The following is a 17,189-nucleotide window of genomic DNA, read 5'->3' on the forward strand; positions in this document are numbered from 1 at the left end:
AACTCACATGAGCACTGAAGTCGCAACGCCGACTCCCCAAAAGCAGAACTCCCGTCGCGAATTGACTCCGGCGGCCCTACGGAAAGCCGGGGCGCTGCCGGCACTCCTTGTCGTCCTGATCCTGGGATCGACCCTTTCACCGTTTTTCATGACTGTCGACAACATCCGAAACGTTTTGGGCCTAGCCTCGATCATCGGGTTGCTGGCAGTAGGACAGGGCTTCGTGATCATCGCTGGCGGCGCAGGAATCGATCTTTCGATTGGAGCCACTCTGGCCCTTGCTGCCATTGTCGGCGCGAAGATGGCGCCCTACGGCCCTGTGGGGGTCATCCTGGGTGCCTTGTTGACCGGGCTGTTTGTCGGCGCAATTAACGGACTCGGAATTGCCTTCGGCCGGTTGCAGCCGTTCATCATCACTCTGGGAACCATGACCATCGCCACCGGCGCCGCCTTCTTCCTCTCGGGCTCCAACCCGATCAGGCTGCGGGGCGACAATGCCCTGAAGTGGCTCAGCGCCGATGTATTAGGAATACCTGTTCCGGTGATCGTTTTCATTCTGACCGTTGCAATTGCCCAGGTTGTGCTGTCAAAGACGGTCTTCGGACGTCAAATTTACGTCCTCGGCGGCAACGAGGAAGCAGCGCACTTCGCCGGCATCCCAGTGGTGCGGCACCGCATGACTGTGTACATGATTTCAGGTCTCTGTGCCGGCATGGGCGCCCTTGTCCTGATGTCACGGCTGCAGACCGCGGACCCGGCATATGGTCGCGGCTATGAACTTGCAGCCATCGCGGCGGTCGTCGTCGGAGGTGCCCCGCTCACGGGCGGAGTCGGAACAATCCGCGGTGTTGCCGTCGGCGTCCTGATCATCCAGTTCATCACCAACATCCTGGATCTGCTCAACGTCAATCCCTACATTCAGGCCATGGTTCAGGGGCTCATCCTGATCGCGGTCGTCGCACTCAACAGGAGGGGATCGGCAACGTCGGTCCAAGCGCTGAAAAGGTCTGTGCCGCTGATATGTGGGCTGGCACTGGGCGCAATCCTCCTCTTCGGGTTACCGCGCTGACACGTTCAGTCTGGCACCCTCTCATTCCATCAAAGGTCACCGCTTCATAGGTGTAACGAAAGGTTAGGTAGTCATGATTCCGAGGAAGAAACCTGAGCCGGCCGAGGTATTGATCATCGGTGCGGGCGCCTCCGGCGGCACGGCGGCCAAGGTGTTTACGGAAGCCGGGATCCGCGTGGTCGCACTTGACCGCGGACCGTTCTTGCGAAATGAACAATTTTCCGGTGACGAACTCAAATATTTGAACCGGAACTACGTCTGGCCGGATCCGCAGTTGAAGCCGCGTACGTACCGGCCCGACGAGGAAAGCCCAGAGGAAGAAGTCCAGTTCTCCCCGACCCCACAGGGCGTTGGAGGCGGAACAATCCATTGGGGGGGTATCGTTCCCCGAATGACGGAGGACGACTTCCGCCTCCGTTCGCTGCACGGCGATATCCCCGGTGCGAGCCTGGTCGACTGGCCCATAGAGTACGCAGACCTAGAGCCGTACTACACGCGTGTTGAATGGGAGCTCGGCACTTCGGGACTTGCCGGCGCCAACCGATGGGAAGGACCGCGATCTAAGGGATATCCCACGAAGCCGGTCGAGCTGACACACTATGGGCGTGTTTTTGCTCAGGCGATGAAGAAGATGGGCCAGAGCACTTTCCCGATTCCGCAGGCAATGGTCACCGAGCCCTATCGAGGCCGCAACGCCCACGTGAATTCGGGCTTCTGGCAGCAATATGGCGACCCCGTAGGGGCCAAATCTTCAACAGCGAACACGTTCATTCCGGACGCGCTTGCCACGGGGCTGCTTGATCTGAGACCGGACTGCTATGTCCGGGAGATCATTCTCAACCCGAATGGAACAGCCAAGGGCGTCATCTACACCGACGCGGATGGCAACGAGGTTGAGCAGCTTGCCGACATCGTGATCTGCTGCGCCGGGGCAATTGAAACTACGCGACTGCTTCAACTATCGAAGTCGGCGACTCATGCCAACGGGCTCGCCAACAGCAGTGGACTACTCGGAGCAAACGCCACTTTTCACGAGTACCTCTTCGCGATCGGCCTGTTCGATAAGGAAGTGGTTGATCCGCTGTATCCCTGGGCTGGCCACTACATGAACACCATGTCGTTCGACTACTACCATACTGACTACGACCGGGGACACATGCTCGGGACCCTTATATTCGCATCCATGCTTGGCCACCCTGTCAATTGGACCTTCCCCGGGCGACCCACGTGGGGGCAGGCCTCGAAGGACGCTGATCGCGATCTCTTCAACCACAGCATGAAGCTCGGAGTCATGGTCCAGGATCTCCCCGTCGAATCCAACCGTGTAGACCTCGACCCAAACGTCGTCGATGCCTGGGGGCTGCCGGTGGCGCGCATTACCCACACGCCTCACGCCAACGACTTCGCCCAAGCCAAGTGGCAGGTTGCGAAAAATACGGAAATCCTGGAGGTGGCAGGCGCGAGCAAGATCATCCCTGTCAACCTCGAAAAGATCACAGGAAACTGCTGCCACGAAATGGGTACGGCAAGGATGGGCGACGACCCGTCAAAGTCCGTCGTCGACAAATGGTGCCAAACCCACGATGTGCCGAACCTTTACATCTTCGACGGCAGCTTCTTCCCAACCTCGACTGGCGTGAATCCGACACTCACCATCATGGCCAACGCCTGGCGGTGCACTGAACGCATTATCAATGTCCGTGGCAAAGGCCGCACAGCGGCCTGATGCCTCTTTCCCTGATTCAACAGACAACAAGGAGGGTTTCTCCCATGGTCAGCCAATCCCAGGCCCACTGGCCCACGGTGCCAATTTCGACTCGAGACGTAGACGGGCCCCTGTTTTTTACCGACGATGAGTGGGCCATAGTCCGGGCAGCCACGGCCAGAATCATCCCCACGGATTACGATCCCGGGGCGGCGGAGGCCGACGTCGTACGATTTCTGGACCGCTTTCTGTCCGGTGACTTCGTGTATGCCAGTGCGACTGGCGACGGATTCCTGGAAATACGCGGGAAGGAAGCCGAAGCCTGGCAAGCGCGAATCAGGCACCGGCAGTGTGTGTACCGCGAAGGACTAGCGGCGCTGAAGGCGCTAAGTTTGGACAAACACGCCAAGGAGTTCTACGACCTGTCTGAGGATGAGCAGGACGCCTTGCTTGTTGAGACCTCTGGCCGGCCAAAACCGAAGCACGTTCAGTTGCAGGATGACGAAGTTCTCAACTCAGGGGAAGGCGGGCCGCCCCCGACCAATCAGCCAGTCAGTGACAGCGGCTTCGGATTCTTTGACATGCTCGTCGCCCATACGCGTCAGGGCTTCTACGCTGATCCCGTATATGGAGGGAACAAGGACTTTGTCGGATGGCGGGTCATCGGGTTCGATGGCCCGAAATCGTTGGCTGACACGGTGGCCGGCCAGTACACAACCACTGACTACATGATCATGGGAGCCACCTGGCCGTATCCGCAAAGTCCGGCGGTTCAGCGCTTCGGCCGCTGACAGTACCCCAAGGCGGAAGGGTTATACGGTCCGCAGGCAAAGGAACCCTACGCGTGTTATTTAATGTTAATAAGAACACCACGCGCGGAGGTTCTCGCGATCCGGACGGCAAGTTTGCCTAGTTTGCACTTGACGAAGGCCTGTTTAGATGTAATATAATGATACTTGTAACAAGTTGTAAGACGCAGCTTTTACCCAGCCAACGAAGATTGGAGTAAGAAAGTGGAAAAGACCCGCATTATTCTCGATACGGATATTGGAACTTACTACGACGACGCCTTTGCGGTGATGTTCGCGGCGCAGTCGCCGGAGCTGATCGTCGAAGGTGTCACTACCTGCTACGGAGACACGCACCTTCGGGCTCAGATCGCAGTAAAGGTCCTGGAAGCGGCCGGCCGCAGCGACATCCCGGTATTCAAGGGAATCGGCATGCCGATGCGCGGCCACGCACTGATGTTCGGCTTCGAGGGCGAAGGCATTCTCGAAGAGGGCGAAGAGCCCCAGTACGAAGACCAGCACGCGGTTGACTTCATCATCGAAACGATCATGAACAACCCGGGTGAAATCAAGGTCGTCACACTGGGTACGGTCTCTAACGTCGCCCACGCCATCCTTCGCGAACCGCGGGTCGTGGAGAACATCAAGGAACTCATCATCATGGCGGGCGTTGTTATCCCGATTGTGGATGAGAAGGGTGTCCGTCGATCGCCTCGTGAGGAGTACAACTTCAACAACGATGCGATCGCTGCTGAAATCGTTCTCAACTCCGGCATGCCGATCACGTACGTTCCGTGTGATGTGACGCTCTACACGCCGCTGTTGAAAGAGGACGAAGACCGCATCAGGGAAGCCAACACTCCCATTACGGAAATGGCTACCCGGATTCTCGACCTGTGGCCGCCGCAGGAGAAGCTGATCTACACCGCTGTGGGAATTGCAACGGAGCACACGGCCCTGTGGCTGCATGATCCGCTCGTGGTCATGCATGCCTTCGATCAGACTCTGCTGACGCTGTTCCCGCTGCACATCGCCACGGAGTACAACGAGACCCCGATCGAACGTGATATGTACGTTGCGAACGCGAACGGACAGCAGGATCTCTTGCGTACCAACCCCAAGAAGCTGCCGCCGAACATGGACGTGGCGCTCGAAGTGGACGGTCCCCGGGTCAGCCACTTCTTCGCGGATCGCATCACCGCGCCCCTCGGAAACGGTGTTACGAAGGAACTGGAAACCCAGGGCGCCTCTTCGTAGATTCCGCAGACGGAGCATGTGCCACTCCGCCCGACCCCCGGCGGAGTGGCACATGACTCTCGGGCAAGCTCCCTGATGTAAGGATGTTTCGCCCTATTCCAGGGCGTTTTCAATGGAAATCCTATGCCCGCACGAGCAGGTGCCGGCCGCATATTGGTGAAATGAGCAGGACATGCAACTAGATCAGGGACCCGCATCAATTGGGGAGCGTACCAGAACGGCAGCCGCTGAAGGCCGAGGCGGTCCGCGGCTCCGCGGGCGCCGTGTGATCTTTATGCTGATTCTGTTACTTGCGTGGATTGCGACTTTTTTCCAGGGCAATACCGGCGCAGCCGCCGAGAAGGCCTGCTATGAAACGATCAGAGCGGCACTGCATGATTCCGGTTCGATTGCCTTCAGCAATGTCACTAGATCGGGAAGTGACCCGGTTTGGGCGGTCAATGTGACAGCCGATGTGCAGAGTCCGCAGGGAGCTGCCGCGCACCACGAATATGCGTGCCGAATCAGTCATGAGCGTGGAAGCGCCGACTGGACCGTTGAAACTTTGTCACGGTAAGGGGACGCCGGCATGGTTGCCTCAAACACGGCCTTGGCGCGTCAGAAAACAAGGCTCTGATTCCGTCCCGACGATATTCATCGACTTCGCCGCGCCTAGATGTACTGAGTCAGACGTTGGTTACATCGTGAATGGGTGAAGACCTCTTAGGTTGGTGGTTACCGCACGCAGCCAACGACGAAGAGCCCCTGCTCCCTCCCCCTGCAGAAAGAGAAGAAACAACTTGAAAACCACACGTAACAAGGAAGTCGTCGTCGGCGCTGACTTTGCTGGCTTTCCTCTCAAAGAAGCCATCAAACGGCATCTTATCGAGCGCGGCTGGAGTGTTACCGACCTCACACCTGTTCAAAATGATGCGCCGATGTACCATCGCGTAGGGTTCCTTGTTGGCTCACGCATCTCTGAGCGTGAATTCGAGAAAGGATTGCTGTTCTGCGGTTCCGGAATGGGGATCCACATTGCCGCCAGCAAGTGTCCCCACGTGCACGCCGCTGTCTGCGAGAGCGTGGTGACCGCTCGACGCGCCGCGACGGCGAACAATGCGAACGTTCTTGCAATGGGAGCCTTTTACACCGCGCCACGCCTCGGAATGGCGATGGCCGATGCTTTTCTCGAAAGCAGCCTTGGTGATGGATACGAAGACTGGGAGGGCTTTTGGGATTACCACCGGGTCGGCTTCGACGAGTGTGAGAGTTTCGATTACGACGCCTACAAAGCCAATGGATTCGAGGTCATTGATCCGAAGCACGCCGACCTCGGTTCAGAGCCACGCGGCCTTGCCTTTTAGGGGGCAACTCTCAGCACAATGAGGGCCTTTCATCCGACCCGCGTGAAAGAGCGCAGCGGGCGTTGCGGCAGCTGGGATCGGTCGTGCTCTGTCTGACCGGCAAGATCCAATCCGAAGGCCAAAAAACGTTCTCGGATGTTCCCGTTTCGAGTCGCATTGCCAGGCGAGTCAGAGTCGCAGGCGTAGACCCGGGCAGTACCTAGAGATGTTTGCTCCTCCAGAAGCCGGATGCAGCGCTCGAAGCCGACATCGCCCGTCTTGTTACGCGCATCGCATCGGTGCAGGTCCAAGAGACAGACGGCTATTTCAGCTCTCCAGAAAGCTCGCAGCCCACTTCGGGCAGGGCAGGATCGAAGGTGTCCGGGCTATCTGGCCGCCGGTTGGTTAAGTACGCCGCGACGACCGTATCGCCGCAATTTCAGGCTTGTTGCCTTCGCTGCGATGCGGGTACCAGGGTCCTGGCCCGGCTCGTCGAGGAGCGCGGGGCGGAGGAGTTGTCGTATCCGACGGTACTTAACTACGTCCGGGGCCGCCGGGCCCACGTCGATGTCGAGGCCGGCCGCCGGGTGGAAGTGTTTGTCCCGCGGGAGCATGCCCCGGGAGCGGAGGCCCAGATGGATTTCGGTGAGTCTGGGCCATCCTGAACGGCGTGAAGTCGAAATGCCACATGTACGTTTTCCGAATCTCGAACTCGGGTAAGGCCATCCACCGGATCTATCCGGCACAGGCGCAGGAAGCCTTCCTAGAGGGCCATATCGTGGCCTTTCACGTCCTGCGCGGCATCCCGACCAAGCACATCCGCTACGACAACCTCATCAGCGCGGTCGCCGCGGTGATGGTCGGGCAGGGCCAGCAGCACCAGGAAAACGACCGGAGGGTCCTGTTCCGCTCGCACTACGGCTTCGACACCTTAATAGTGCCAGCCCGGCATCGCCGGGGCACACGAAAAAGGCGGAGTCGAAGGGGAAGTGGGGTGGTTCCGCCGCAACAGCGCTTTGACCCATTCCTGCCGCCGAGTCTCTGGACGAGCTCAACGACCGCATCCGGGACTGGGAAGCCCAGGTTGAGGCCCGGCGGATCAATGACAGAATCGCACCCTCGGGCAGGACTTCGCCGCCGAACAGCCCTTCCTGGCACCGCCGCCGGGAGAGGTCTTCGACCCCGGCTTGGTGCTGAACCCCAGGGTGGACAGGTCCTCGATGATCACCGCGGATGGTGAAGTATCCCGTCCTGGCCCCGGTTCATCGGCCGGAAAGTCCGGGTGTACATGCGGGCGTCGGAGGTCGTGGTGTTCGAGTGCCGTGCCGTGGCCCGCCAGGCATCCGCGGATCGTTGCCAAGAACGGCCAGTCGGTCCAGCTGGACCATTTTCTGGAGGTCCTCAGGACCAAGCCGGGCGGCCCCGGCCAGGGTGGGGGAGTCCGGGACGTTTACCAGCGCGCATGAGCCGTTCTGGGCTGCTTCGGCGGTCAACGGCGACGCCGACGGGACGCGTGAACTTATCGATGTCCTGCTGCTCCGCCGCTCTATGGGGATGCCGCTGCAGGCACCGTCTCGGCCCTGGAGGTGGGTGCTGTCAGTGCCGACGTCGTCGCGGTCGAAGCCCGCTGACACGCCTCAAACATACCCTCGGATAGGGCCGGTTCGGACCGGGTGGGGCCATAAATACTTGAGGCAACCAGAGGCGTACCGCCCTCTACCGCAGCTCGTCCGGGTACTTTTTCGGTGCTTACTTGGTTCTGAACCCTTTGGCGGGATCAAGATCCTCCATTAGGCCCGGGGCGATACACCGGAGAAAGCCCCGCAGATGATCGGCGCCAACCGGGCCGCGATGCTGGCGCTGCCGCCGGTGTCACCGCCGACGGGGTTCTCTTCCCGGGTCCGTCGGCCCCGGGACTACTGCGTCCGGGCCGCTTCCAACGACTACTCGGTGAACACGCAGGCCATAGGGACGCTTCGTGGAGGTCCGCGCGGATCTGGAGACGGTGCGGATCAGTTTCGAGGGACGGAACGCCGGGACCCACCTGCGGTGCTGGGACAGGGGCCAGAGACGATCACCGACCCGGCCCATGTTGGCACCGCGGATCCGGGAGTACGCGGCCCGTCCGGCTGACCAGGCGCGCGAGGTCGGCTGATGCCACGAGGAATACCTGGCCGCCGTTCTGTCCCGGGAAGTCGCTGGAGGACTTCATCTTCGACCATCAACCCTGGCTGAAACGGGAAACCATCGCCCATCTGGCCACCGTGCTCGGCCTGCGGGCCACCCAGCTGTGCCACCGCGTCCTGTTCACCGCCACAGGCTGGGTGACTCGGCTGCAGGGAGCGCACCAGACCGGCCGTCTGTCCTCAGAACTGGTTCGGCGCCGGCGCTACGGTCTGGTCATCGTCGACGAAGCCGGCTACTTCCCGTTCGAACAGGACGCCGCGAAGCTGTTCTCCCGGCTCGTGTCCTCACGCTATGAACACGCCTTGATGATCCTGACCTCGAACCTGAGCTTCGCCCGCTGGGGCGATGTATTCGGGGACCAAGTCGTCGCCTCCGCGATGGCGACCGCATCGTCCACCACGCGGAAGTCCTCACCCTCAAAGGCTCCAGCCGGCTCAGGAACCACCAGATCGAATCGCTGCCCTCGACAAGACAGAAAATACGGCAGAATAATTCCGTCAACGTGGCTCAGTTTTCACCCCACGTAACGGCTCAACTTTCGACCAGCGCTGACAGGGTAGCCGATGTCACCGGACGGGCAGGTACTGCAAGACCGGAGACCGTGTTGACTCCTCGTGGCTCCGTAGGTCCTTGGCCGTCGGGTAGGAAGACTGAGCGCCGATTCTCATGACCGAGAATGATCCCGCAACAACACCCAACTGGACCGCCTCCGAGAGTGGTCCGCCGCCGGCCAAGCACGCAGCGAGTGCGCCCACGAAGGCATCTCCCGCCCCGGTGGAATCGACCACGGAGCCAATCGCCGGAGCCGAAACGTGGCCCTCATTCTTCTGGTCGAGCCAGTAGGCGCCTGCGGCGCCCATTGTGATGACTACTGAGGAGGCGATCTCGCCAAGCTGACGGGCTGCGTCGCGGGAGCTGGCTTCATCGAAGACGGGCTTGGATATCAGCGCGCTGGCCTCGGACTCATTCACCACGAGGGGATCGGCATGGCGAAGGAGACGTTGGTCAATGCGCACGTAGGGGGCGAGGTTCAGTACGCATCGCAATCCGGCCCGCTGTGAGGCATTCAAGGTCTCCTGGATAGCAGTCACCGGCACCTCAGCCTGGACCACCACGACTGCCCCGCGGCCAATGTGGCTCAGGGATTCTCTGACGTGGGCTTCGGACAGGCCAAGATTCGCACCGGCAACCACTGAGATGGAGTTTTCTCCGTCGGGGAAGACTGAGACGAACGCGGCACCGGTTCGGCCGCCCGGCAGGACCTGGACCTGGCGAGTATCTATTCCTTCGGCTCTGAGGCTGCTGAGCATTGATGCTCCTTCGGCGTCGTCTCCGATGGCGGCGATAAACCTGACGGAACTCCCCAATCGTGCCGCAGCCACGGCCTGATTGGCGCCCTTGCCGCCGGATTGCGTGTGGAAACGATGTGCCAGGACTGTCTGCCCGGGTTCTGGCGGCACATCGAGTTCAATGATGTAGTCCTGATTTGCCGACCCGACGATGACTACTTCAGCGGACATGCTTCTCCTTGGTGTTCGTGGATGCCGGTTCTTGATTAACCGACGCGAATCTTCCGTCGGGCATGCGCCCGTCGTCGGCGACGTTCCCGGCTCGACGTTCCGGAAGTTGTAACATTCTTCACCGCAGGAAGGCGGCGGCGACGCCGGCGTCCACGGGGATGTGGAGGCCGGTGGTGTGGGACAGTTCGGCGCTGGTGAGCACTGCGGCGGCGTTGGCCACGTGCTCGGGCAGGACCTCGCGCTTGAGCAGGGTGCGCTGGGCGTAGTACTTGCCCAGTTCCTGCTCGTCCACGCCGTAGACCGCGGCGCGCTTGGCGCCCCAGCCGCCGGCGAAGATCCCGGAGCCGCGGACCACGCCGTCGGGGTTGATGCCGTTGACGCGGATGCCGTATTCGCCCAGTTCGGCCGCGAGGAGCCGGACCTGGTGGGCCTGGTCTGCCTTGGTCGCGGAGTAGGCGATGTTGTTCGGGCTGGCGAACACGGAGTTCTTGGAGGAGATGTAGATGATGTCCCCGCCCATGTCCTGGTCGATCATGACCTTCGCAGCGGCCTTGGCCACCAGGAAGGAGCCCTTGGCCATGACGTTGTGCTGCAGGTCCCAGTCCTTTTCGGTGGTTTCCAGCAGCGGCTTGGAGATGGACAGCCCGGCGTTGTTGACCACGAGGTCAAGCCCGCCGAACGCCAGCACCGCTTCCTGGATGGCCGCGGCGATCTGCGCCTCGTCGGTGACGTCCGCCTGCACGCCGATGGCCACGTCCGGGCCACCGAGTTCCGCGGCTACGGCCTGCGCGTTCGCCAGGTTCAGGTCCGCGATCACCACGCAGGAACCTTCCGCGGCGAGGCGGGTGGCAATGGCCTTGCCGATGCCCGACGCCGCACCGGTCACCAGCGCGATGCGGGTGGCGTGGCTCTTGGGCTTGGGCAGGCGGGCGAGCTTGGCTTCCTCCAGGGACCAGTACTCGATCCGGAACTTCTCGGATTCCTCGATCGGGGCGTAGGTGGAGATCGCCTCGGCGCCGCGCATCACGTTGATGGCGTTCAGGTAGAACTCCCCGGCGACGCGGGCGGTCTGCTTGTTCGCACCGTACGAGAACATTCCCACGCCAGGGACCAGCACGATCGCCGGGTCAGCGCCGCGCAATGCCGGGGACTCCGGGGTAGCGTGGCGGTCGTAGTATCCCTGGTAGTCCTCGCGGTAGTCGGCGTGCAGCTCCTGCAGCCGGGCGATGGAGTCCTCGATCGAGGCGTCCGCGGGCAGGTCCAGGATCAGCGGCTTGACCTTGGTGCGCAGGAAGTGGTCCGGGCAGGAGGTGCCCAGCGCGCCGAGCCGCGGGTGCTCGGCGGCTGCCAGGAAGTCCAGCACGACGGCGTCATCACTGAAGTGCCCCAGGACCGGTTTGTCCGTGGACGCCAGCCCGCGGATCACCGGGGCGAGGGCGGCAGCCTTGGCCTTGCGCTCCGCTTCCGGGAGGGCGCTGTAGCCGGGAAGCTTGGCACCGAACGGCTCGGACCGGCCGTTCTCGGCGATGAACTTCTCGGCCTGGTCGATGATCCAGAGCGAGTTCTGTTCCGCTTCTTCGGACGTGGCGCCCCAGGCGGTGATGCCGTGCCCGCCCAGGATGGTGCCGACGGCCTGCGGGTTGGCGTCCTTGATCGCGGCGATGTCCAGGCCCAGCTGGAACCCGGGACGGCGCCACGGCACCCACACCACCTTGTCACCGAAGATCTTGGTGGTCAGCGCCTCCCCGTCCACCGCGGTGGCGATCGCGATGCCCGAATCCGGGTGCAGGTGATCCACGTGCGCGGCGTCCACGAGCCCGTGCATCGCGGTATCGATCGAGGGTGCAGCGCCGCCCTTGCCATGCAGGCAGTAATCAAAAGCAGCCACCATCTCATCTTCACGCTCCACCCCGGGGTAGACGCTCTTCAGAGCGTTCAGCCGGTCCAGGCGCAGCACCGCAAGGTTCTGAGCCTTCAGCGTGCCAAGGTCACCGCCGGAGCCCTTCACCCAGAGCAGCTGGACATCCTCACCGGTCACCGGGTCCTTCTCCGTGCCCTTCGCCGAGGTGTTGCCGCCGGCGAAGTTGGTGTTCCGTTTATCCGCGCCCAGGCGGTTGGAACGTGCAATCAGGTCTTCAACAGCGTGGTTTTCCATGTTAATCATGCTTCCAATCGGGCTGGGTGCTGAGGTGCTCAGCGGCTGTTTGGTCAGCGTTACTCTCTGCTGGCAGGACAATTCGCAGTCCTGCTCATCGAACGAGGGGTTTGCCGCTGGAGGGTGTAGTTCCCTGCCAGCAGCAAACCCCTCGACGTGGTGTGTTAGAAGTCGAAATTGCCGATGTTGCTCTTGTCGAAGACGATCGGGTCACCTACGTTAAGGACGCCGTCCTTGCCGACGGTGTATTTCCCTAGCCGGCCCGCTGTGAAGGTTTCGCCTTCCTTGCCGGTAATCGTTCCCTTGGCAAGCTCGTTGATCGCGTAGGTGGCCAGGTAGCCCATGTCCTTCGGGCTGTACAGTGCAAAGGCTGAGACTGTGCCGTTGTTGATGTAGTCGCGCGTCGCGTTCGGTGTGCCCAAGCCGGTCAAAGCGACCTTGCCCTTGGACGACGAGTCCGAGATGTAGCGTGCTGCGGCGGCCAGGCCCACATTGGTGCAGGCGATGATGCCCTTGAGCTGAGGGTGGGACTGCAGCAACGCGGCGGTCTTGTTGAATGACTCCTGGTCGTCATCATTGCCGTAGACGGTGTCCACCAGCTTCAGGTTCGGATGGTTCTTCGCCAGTTCGGCTTTCATGCCGGTAATCCATGCGTTCTGGTTTTTGGCGTTGGCCGATGCGCCGAGGATCGCGACCTCTCCGCTCTCACCGATCTGCTTTACGAGCAGGTCCACCTGAATCTTGGCAATGCTCTCATCAGTCGCCGGGGCTATGAACAAGTCCCTGAACTTAGGCTCAACGTCGGAGTCGAAGGTCACTACTTTCGTTCCGGCCTTCCGTGCCGCAGTCAGAGCCGAACCCGGAGCAGTGGGGTCGCTGGCCGAGAGTACGATTCCGGATGCGCCCTGTTGGCTGAGTGTGTTGATGAAGCTGACCTGGGCATCTGCTGCCGAAACAGCAGGTCCGACCTCGGCAAACGTCCCCTTGAGCTCCGTTGACGCTTCCTCACTGCCTTTGGCCGCATCCTGGAAGTAGGGATTGCCCAGCGCCTTGGGCAGGAAGCCAATGCTCAGGTCCTTGGCGGCACCCTCCTGGGAGGAGCCGGACGGTGCAGAGGTCTCTCCTGCGCCGCAGCCGGAGGTGACGAGGGCCACGCTGGCGGCGACCGCTGCTAGTGCGGCCAGACGAGAGCCACGTGTCCCTCGGGATGTGAATAGCGACATTTCTTCGTTTCCTTTCAATGACGGACAAAAGTGAGATGGGACTGGATCGGAGGTTCGCCTACCCATGATGGGCTGGGGTTTTCGATGCCCCCTCCTTGGCGGCCCGGGTAATTTTCCCCTTGAGCCAGGCAAGAAAGCTTGGTGACACGATCGACGCGACCAGCAGTGCGCCGACCACAATGTTGATGACGTCGGAGGTTACGTTGACAAAACGCAGGGCACTTTGAAGCGTGCCGATCAACAGGACGCCTGCGAGCACTCCATGGATTGCACCCTTGCCGCCGAAGATGGAGACGCCGCCGAGAAGTACCGCGGCGATGACCGTCAGCTCCAGTCCCTCCGCGTTGTCACCGCGCGCGCTCCCGTAGCGGAACGTAAAGTAGATGCCGGCAAGGGCCGCGACGAGCCCCGACAGGACAAAAAGGATGAACTTTGTCCGCTGAACTTTCACACCGGAGAAGGCGGCGACTTCCTGATTGCGTCCGATGGCGAATATCCCGCGTCCGAAGGGCGTGAAATGAAGCAGGAGGACGAAGGCAAGGGCCAGAACGACGACCAGAACGATGACGTAGGGGATACCGCTTTTGCCAAATACGGACGTCGCCAGTGTCGTCCAATAGTCGGGAAAGTCCACCACGGATTTCGTTCCCAGGATGCCGACGGCGACTCCACGAAATAGCGCCAGCGTCCCGATTGTCACGGCGAGGGAAGGTAACCCGACGACGGTGACGAGAAAACCGTTGATGGCTCCGCAGACAACGCCGAGCACCAGCGCTGCCAGCGCCGCGAGCTCAACGGGCCAACCGGCGTCGAACAAGGCCCCGAGCGTGACGTTGCTCAGTCCGACAATGCTTGCCACCGAAAGGTCGATTTCCGCTGAGATCAGAATCAGGGCCATCGGCAACGCGATGAGGAGGATCGGGGTGACATCCAGCAGCAAGTATCCCAAGGTGAGGGGACTGGAAAACTTGCGGATCGACATCGACGCGACGACAGCCACGATAATCAAGGCGATGACGACGGCGAATTCGCGGGTGAGGAAGAACCGTTTCCACATCGGGGCACTGTAGTAGGGATAGGTTTGGCTCCGGGCCGGGGCAGGCTGAAAGTATGTGGATGAGTCAGTCATTTGCGTTGTCCCTGATCTCGATGAGTTTGTGGAATTGGCGAAGGGCGAGAACTCGATCCAGCGCGATGGCGCCGAGGATGAGGGCTCCGACGACCGCCTGCTGCCAAAAATCCTGCACTCCCAGAAGCGGTAGGGCCCGATTGATGGTCAGCAGGAGTACGGCACCGATCGCGGCTCCGAGCACGCTTCCGCTGCCGCCGAAGATGGCGATTCCGCCGACGACGGCGGCCGCGACAGAGACGAGTTCAAAGCCGGTGCCAGCCTGCGAATCGACCGTCCCATAACGGGCGGCGAACAAGACGCCGGCGAGGCCGGTCAGCGCCCCGCATGCAACGAAGGCGAGTATTACCCGCTTCGTGATGCGCAGACCATACAGCGTCGCTGCTGAGGGATCGGAGCCGATGGCGTAAAGCTCGCGGCCCCCACGCGTGGTCTTCATGTACCATCCGACGGCGACCAGCACCAGCGCCGCGATGATGGCCAGCGTGGGAATGTTCAGGAACGAGCTGACACCAAAGCCGAGGAAGTCGCGTGGCATGTCCGACGCGTTGATCGGTTTGCGCCCGACCCACCACACGTCCACACCCCGGTAAATGTAGAGCGTACCCAGCGTGACCACGAGAGCGGGAACCTTTGCATAGGCGATCAGTGCTCCGTTAATCAGTCCGAGGAGAGCACCGAGGGCGATTCCGGCAATAATGACGACCGGAATCGGTATCCCAGGGAAATCAACGAAGAGGCGTCCCGTCAGATAGGCGGTGAGCCCGACGACGGATCCGACTGAAAGGTCGATGTTGCGGGTGATGATGACCATCGCCTGTCCGATGGCCAGCAGCACAAAGATTGCCGGAGTGAGGAGGAGGTCCCGGAAACCGTCGGTGCTGACGAGAAACGCGGGGCTTCGGACCGTTGTCACCACGAGGACCAGGAGGAGGGCGAGAACGATGCCCGTTTCGCGGGACTTCAGGAGCGTTTCGACAGCCTGCGCTCCGGGGTTCTTGCGCGCAGGGGAGATGAGGGTTGTCACTGGGTCGGCTCCATCACGTTCGTGGCCGCCAGGACCTGGTGCCTGTCGTGCGTTGCTGCGAACATCACGGTTTCCGCCGTCGCCTCTGCGCGGGGAATCTGTGACGTGATTCTTCCTTCACGCATGACGAGAACACGATCGGCCATGCCGAGCACCTCCGGTAGTTCTGAGGAAATCATGAGGATTGCGAGCCCCTGGCCCGCAAGCTGTGAGAGCAGGCGGTGGACCTCCGCTTTGGTTCCCACATCGATGCCGCGGGTCGGCTCGTCAACGATGAGTACCCGTGGCTGAGACGCGAGCCACTTGGCCAGGACGATTTTTTGCTGATTGCCGCCCGAGAGCGTTCCTGCTGCCGTCGCCAAGGAATGGGACTTGACCTGCAGGCGCCGGGCCCACCCGTCAGCCGCCAAATTCTCCGCCTTGGAGGAGAGGAGACCGAAACGAGCGAGTCCTCGGCAGATGGAGAGCGTCAGATTTCGTGCCACACCGAAATCCAGGATGAGGCCCTGCTGCCGCCGGTCCTCGGGCACAAGCGCAACACCGAGCTTCATTGCCGCGGCAGTGTTTTTTCTCGGAACAGTGTCGCCGTAGACCGAGACATGCCCCGAATCGTAGCTGTCGACACCGAAGATGGCTCGGGCGACCTCACTGCGCCCGGCCCCAACCAGGCCAGCGAGACCAACGATCTCTCCAGCCCGCACGGTGAAGCTGATGTCATGGAACGTCCCGGTGGAGTTCAGGTTCCGGACATCTAAGGCGACGTCACCGATCGTGGCCTCTTCCTTTGGAAAGAGTGAGTCCACATCCCGTCCGACCATCTTTCGCACGAGCGACGGGACATCGGTCTCCCCGATCAGATCGGTGGAGATGTACTCGCCGTCGCGCATTACGGTCACCGTGTCGCAGAGCGCATACACTTCCTCGAATCGGTGCGAGATGAACAACAGCGCACGCCCCTCGTCGCGCAGCGCCCTGGCGATGGCAAACAGCCGGTCGACCTCGGCGAGGCTAAGGGCCGCCGTCGGCTCATCCATGACCAGGACCTTCGCATCCAGCGATATCGCCTTGGCAATTTCGATGATTTGTTGATCTGCGATGGACAGTCCCTGGGCGGGCCTGTCAGGATCAATATGCACATTCAGGCGATTGAAAAGCTCCTGCGCGTGCTTTCTCATCGCCGCCCGGTCGATCCGTCCCCAGGACTTCATGGGCTGGCGGCCCATGAAGATGTTCTCGGTGACGGAAAGATCGGGAAAGAGGGTCGGCTCCTGGTAAATGACGGCGATGCCGGCATTCTTGGATTCAGCAGTGGACGGAAAGTCCACCTCGATTCCGTCGAGGGCGAACGAACCGGCATCCCGGTGGTACAGACCTGCAATGATCTTGACGATTGTTGACTTACCGGCTCCGTTCTCACCCATCAGGGCATGAATGGAGCCGGCCCTGAGCGTCAACTCGCCGTTTCGGAGCGCCTGCACTGCTCCGAACGACTTAGAGACTCCGGACAGCTCAAGCACAACATCGCCGACGAAGGCCGTGGAAGCGTGACTGGACAAGTGGATTAATCCCTTCCCGTGGGGGTGGCGTTCGTCAACGTGTAGGCGCCCTGCGTGGTATCCAAGCGGCTGTACTGAGCGAGCCCGGGGATGTTGCTGGTCACCATGCGGGCATAGGGGACTCCTGCGGGGATGTGCAGGCCATGGTTCGCCAGCCGTGTCAAAATTTTCTCGTGCTTGTCAGAATCAGACATGGGATCTCCCGATCGATGTAGTAAGGCTGGTTTCGGTGCCGATGATGGCATTGGTCG

Annotated in this window: 12 protein-coding genes and 3 pseudogenes; 8 read left to right on the forward strand and 7 right to left on the reverse strand. The window is 61.3% G+C overall.

Annotation, left to right across the window (positions count from 1 at the left end):
* Positions 1–7: 7 nt before the first annotated feature.
* From AC1DRE_RS17550 to AC1DRE_RS17585, 8 genes and pseudogenes are all read left to right on the forward strand, one after another.
* Complete coding sequence (locus tag AC1DRE_RS17550) at positions 8–1,069, forward strand: ABC transporter permease (protein ID WP_476985800.1); 1,062 nt, start codon at positions 8–10, stop codon at positions 1,067–1,069.
* A 73-nt stretch (positions 1,070–1,142) separates the two neighbouring features.
* Positions 1,143–2,795, forward strand: coding sequence for a GMC family oxidoreductase (locus tag AC1DRE_RS17555; RefSeq protein ID WP_476985801.1), 1,653 nt, complete (start codon positions 1,143–1,145; stop codon positions 2,793–2,795).
* Positions 2,796–2,839: 44 nt separating this feature from the next.
* Positions 2,840–3,565, forward strand: a complete 726-nt coding sequence (locus tag AC1DRE_RS17560; RefSeq protein ID WP_476985802.1) for a gluconate 2-dehydrogenase subunit 3 family protein — start codon at positions 2,840–2,842, stop codon at positions 3,563–3,565.
* A gap of 222 nt (positions 3,566–3,787) precedes the next feature.
* Entirely contained in the window at positions 3,788–4,819 is a 1,032-nt protein-coding gene (locus AC1DRE_RS17565) for a nucleoside hydrolase (RefSeq protein WP_476985803.1), read from the forward strand.
* A 779-nt stretch (positions 4,820–5,598) separates the two neighbouring features.
* On the forward strand, positions 5,599–6,162 hold the full coding sequence (locus AC1DRE_RS17570; protein ID WP_476985804.1) for an RpiB/LacA/LacB family sugar-phosphate isomerase: 564 nt from the start codon (positions 5,599–5,601) through the stop codon (positions 6,160–6,162).
* Between the two features lie 401 nt (positions 6,163–6,563).
* Positions 6,564–7,769 (forward strand): annotated as a pseudogene (locus AC1DRE_RS17575) (Mu transposase domain-containing protein); the annotation flags it as partial.
* 223 nt (positions 7,770–7,992) lie between these two features.
* Positions 7,993–8,097, forward strand: a pseudogene (locus AC1DRE_RS17580) (Mu transposase domain-containing protein); the annotation flags it as partial.
* Between the two features lie 133 nt (positions 8,098–8,230).
* A pseudogene (locus AC1DRE_RS17585) lies at positions 8,231–8,820 on the forward strand (ATP-binding protein).
* A gap of 74 nt (positions 8,821–8,894) precedes the next feature.
* On the opposite strand, the gene AC1DRE_RS17590 reads toward AC1DRE_RS17585, so the two are convergent.
* The 7 genes from AC1DRE_RS17590 to AC1DRE_RS17620 all read right to left on the reverse strand — a co-directional run bounded on the left by AC1DRE_RS17590 (position 8,895) and on the right by AC1DRE_RS17620 (position 17,132).
* Positions 8,895–9,848: a ribokinase gene (locus AC1DRE_RS17590; RefSeq protein ID WP_476985805.1), complete on the reverse strand. Its 954-nt coding sequence runs from the start codon at positions 9,846–9,848 to the stop codon at positions 8,895–8,897.
* A 118-nt stretch (positions 9,849–9,966) separates the two neighbouring features.
* Entirely contained in the window at positions 9,967–12,003 is a 2,037-nt protein-coding gene (locus tag AC1DRE_RS17595; protein ID WP_476985806.1) for a bifunctional aldolase/short-chain dehydrogenase, read from the reverse strand.
* A 164-nt stretch (positions 12,004–12,167) separates the two neighbouring features.
* Positions 12,168–13,226, reverse strand: coding sequence for a rhamnose ABC transporter substrate-binding protein (gene rhaS / locus AC1DRE_RS17600; RefSeq protein ID WP_476985807.1), 1,059 nt, complete (start codon positions 13,224–13,226; stop codon positions 12,168–12,170).
* A gap of 58 nt (positions 13,227–13,284) precedes the next feature.
* Positions 13,285–14,283, reverse strand: coding sequence for an ABC transporter permease (locus AC1DRE_RS17605; RefSeq protein WP_476985808.1), 999 nt, complete (start codon positions 14,281–14,283; stop codon positions 13,285–13,287).
* A 64-nt stretch (positions 14,284–14,347) separates the two neighbouring features.
* The gene (locus tag AC1DRE_RS17610; RefSeq protein WP_476985809.1) at positions 14,348–15,382 is read right to left on the reverse strand and encodes an ABC transporter permease; all 1,035 of its coding nucleotides are present in this window, start codon (positions 15,380–15,382) and stop codon (positions 14,348–14,350) included.
* Complete coding sequence (locus AC1DRE_RS17615) at positions 15,379–16,899, reverse strand: sugar ABC transporter ATP-binding protein (RefSeq protein ID WP_476985810.1); 1,521 nt, start codon at positions 16,897–16,899, stop codon at positions 15,379–15,381. The genes AC1DRE_RS17610 and AC1DRE_RS17615 overlap by 4 nt, the downstream gene beginning before the upstream one ends.
* Before the next feature lie 44 nt (positions 16,900–16,943).
* Positions 16,944–17,132: a sensory rhodopsin transducer gene (locus AC1DRE_RS17620; protein ID WP_476985811.1), complete on the reverse strand. Its 189-nt coding sequence runs from the start codon at positions 17,130–17,132 to the stop codon at positions 16,944–16,946.
* Positions 17,133–17,189 lie beyond the last annotated feature (57 nt).

Source organism: Arthrobacter sp. P4_H3 (assembly GCF_056400885.1).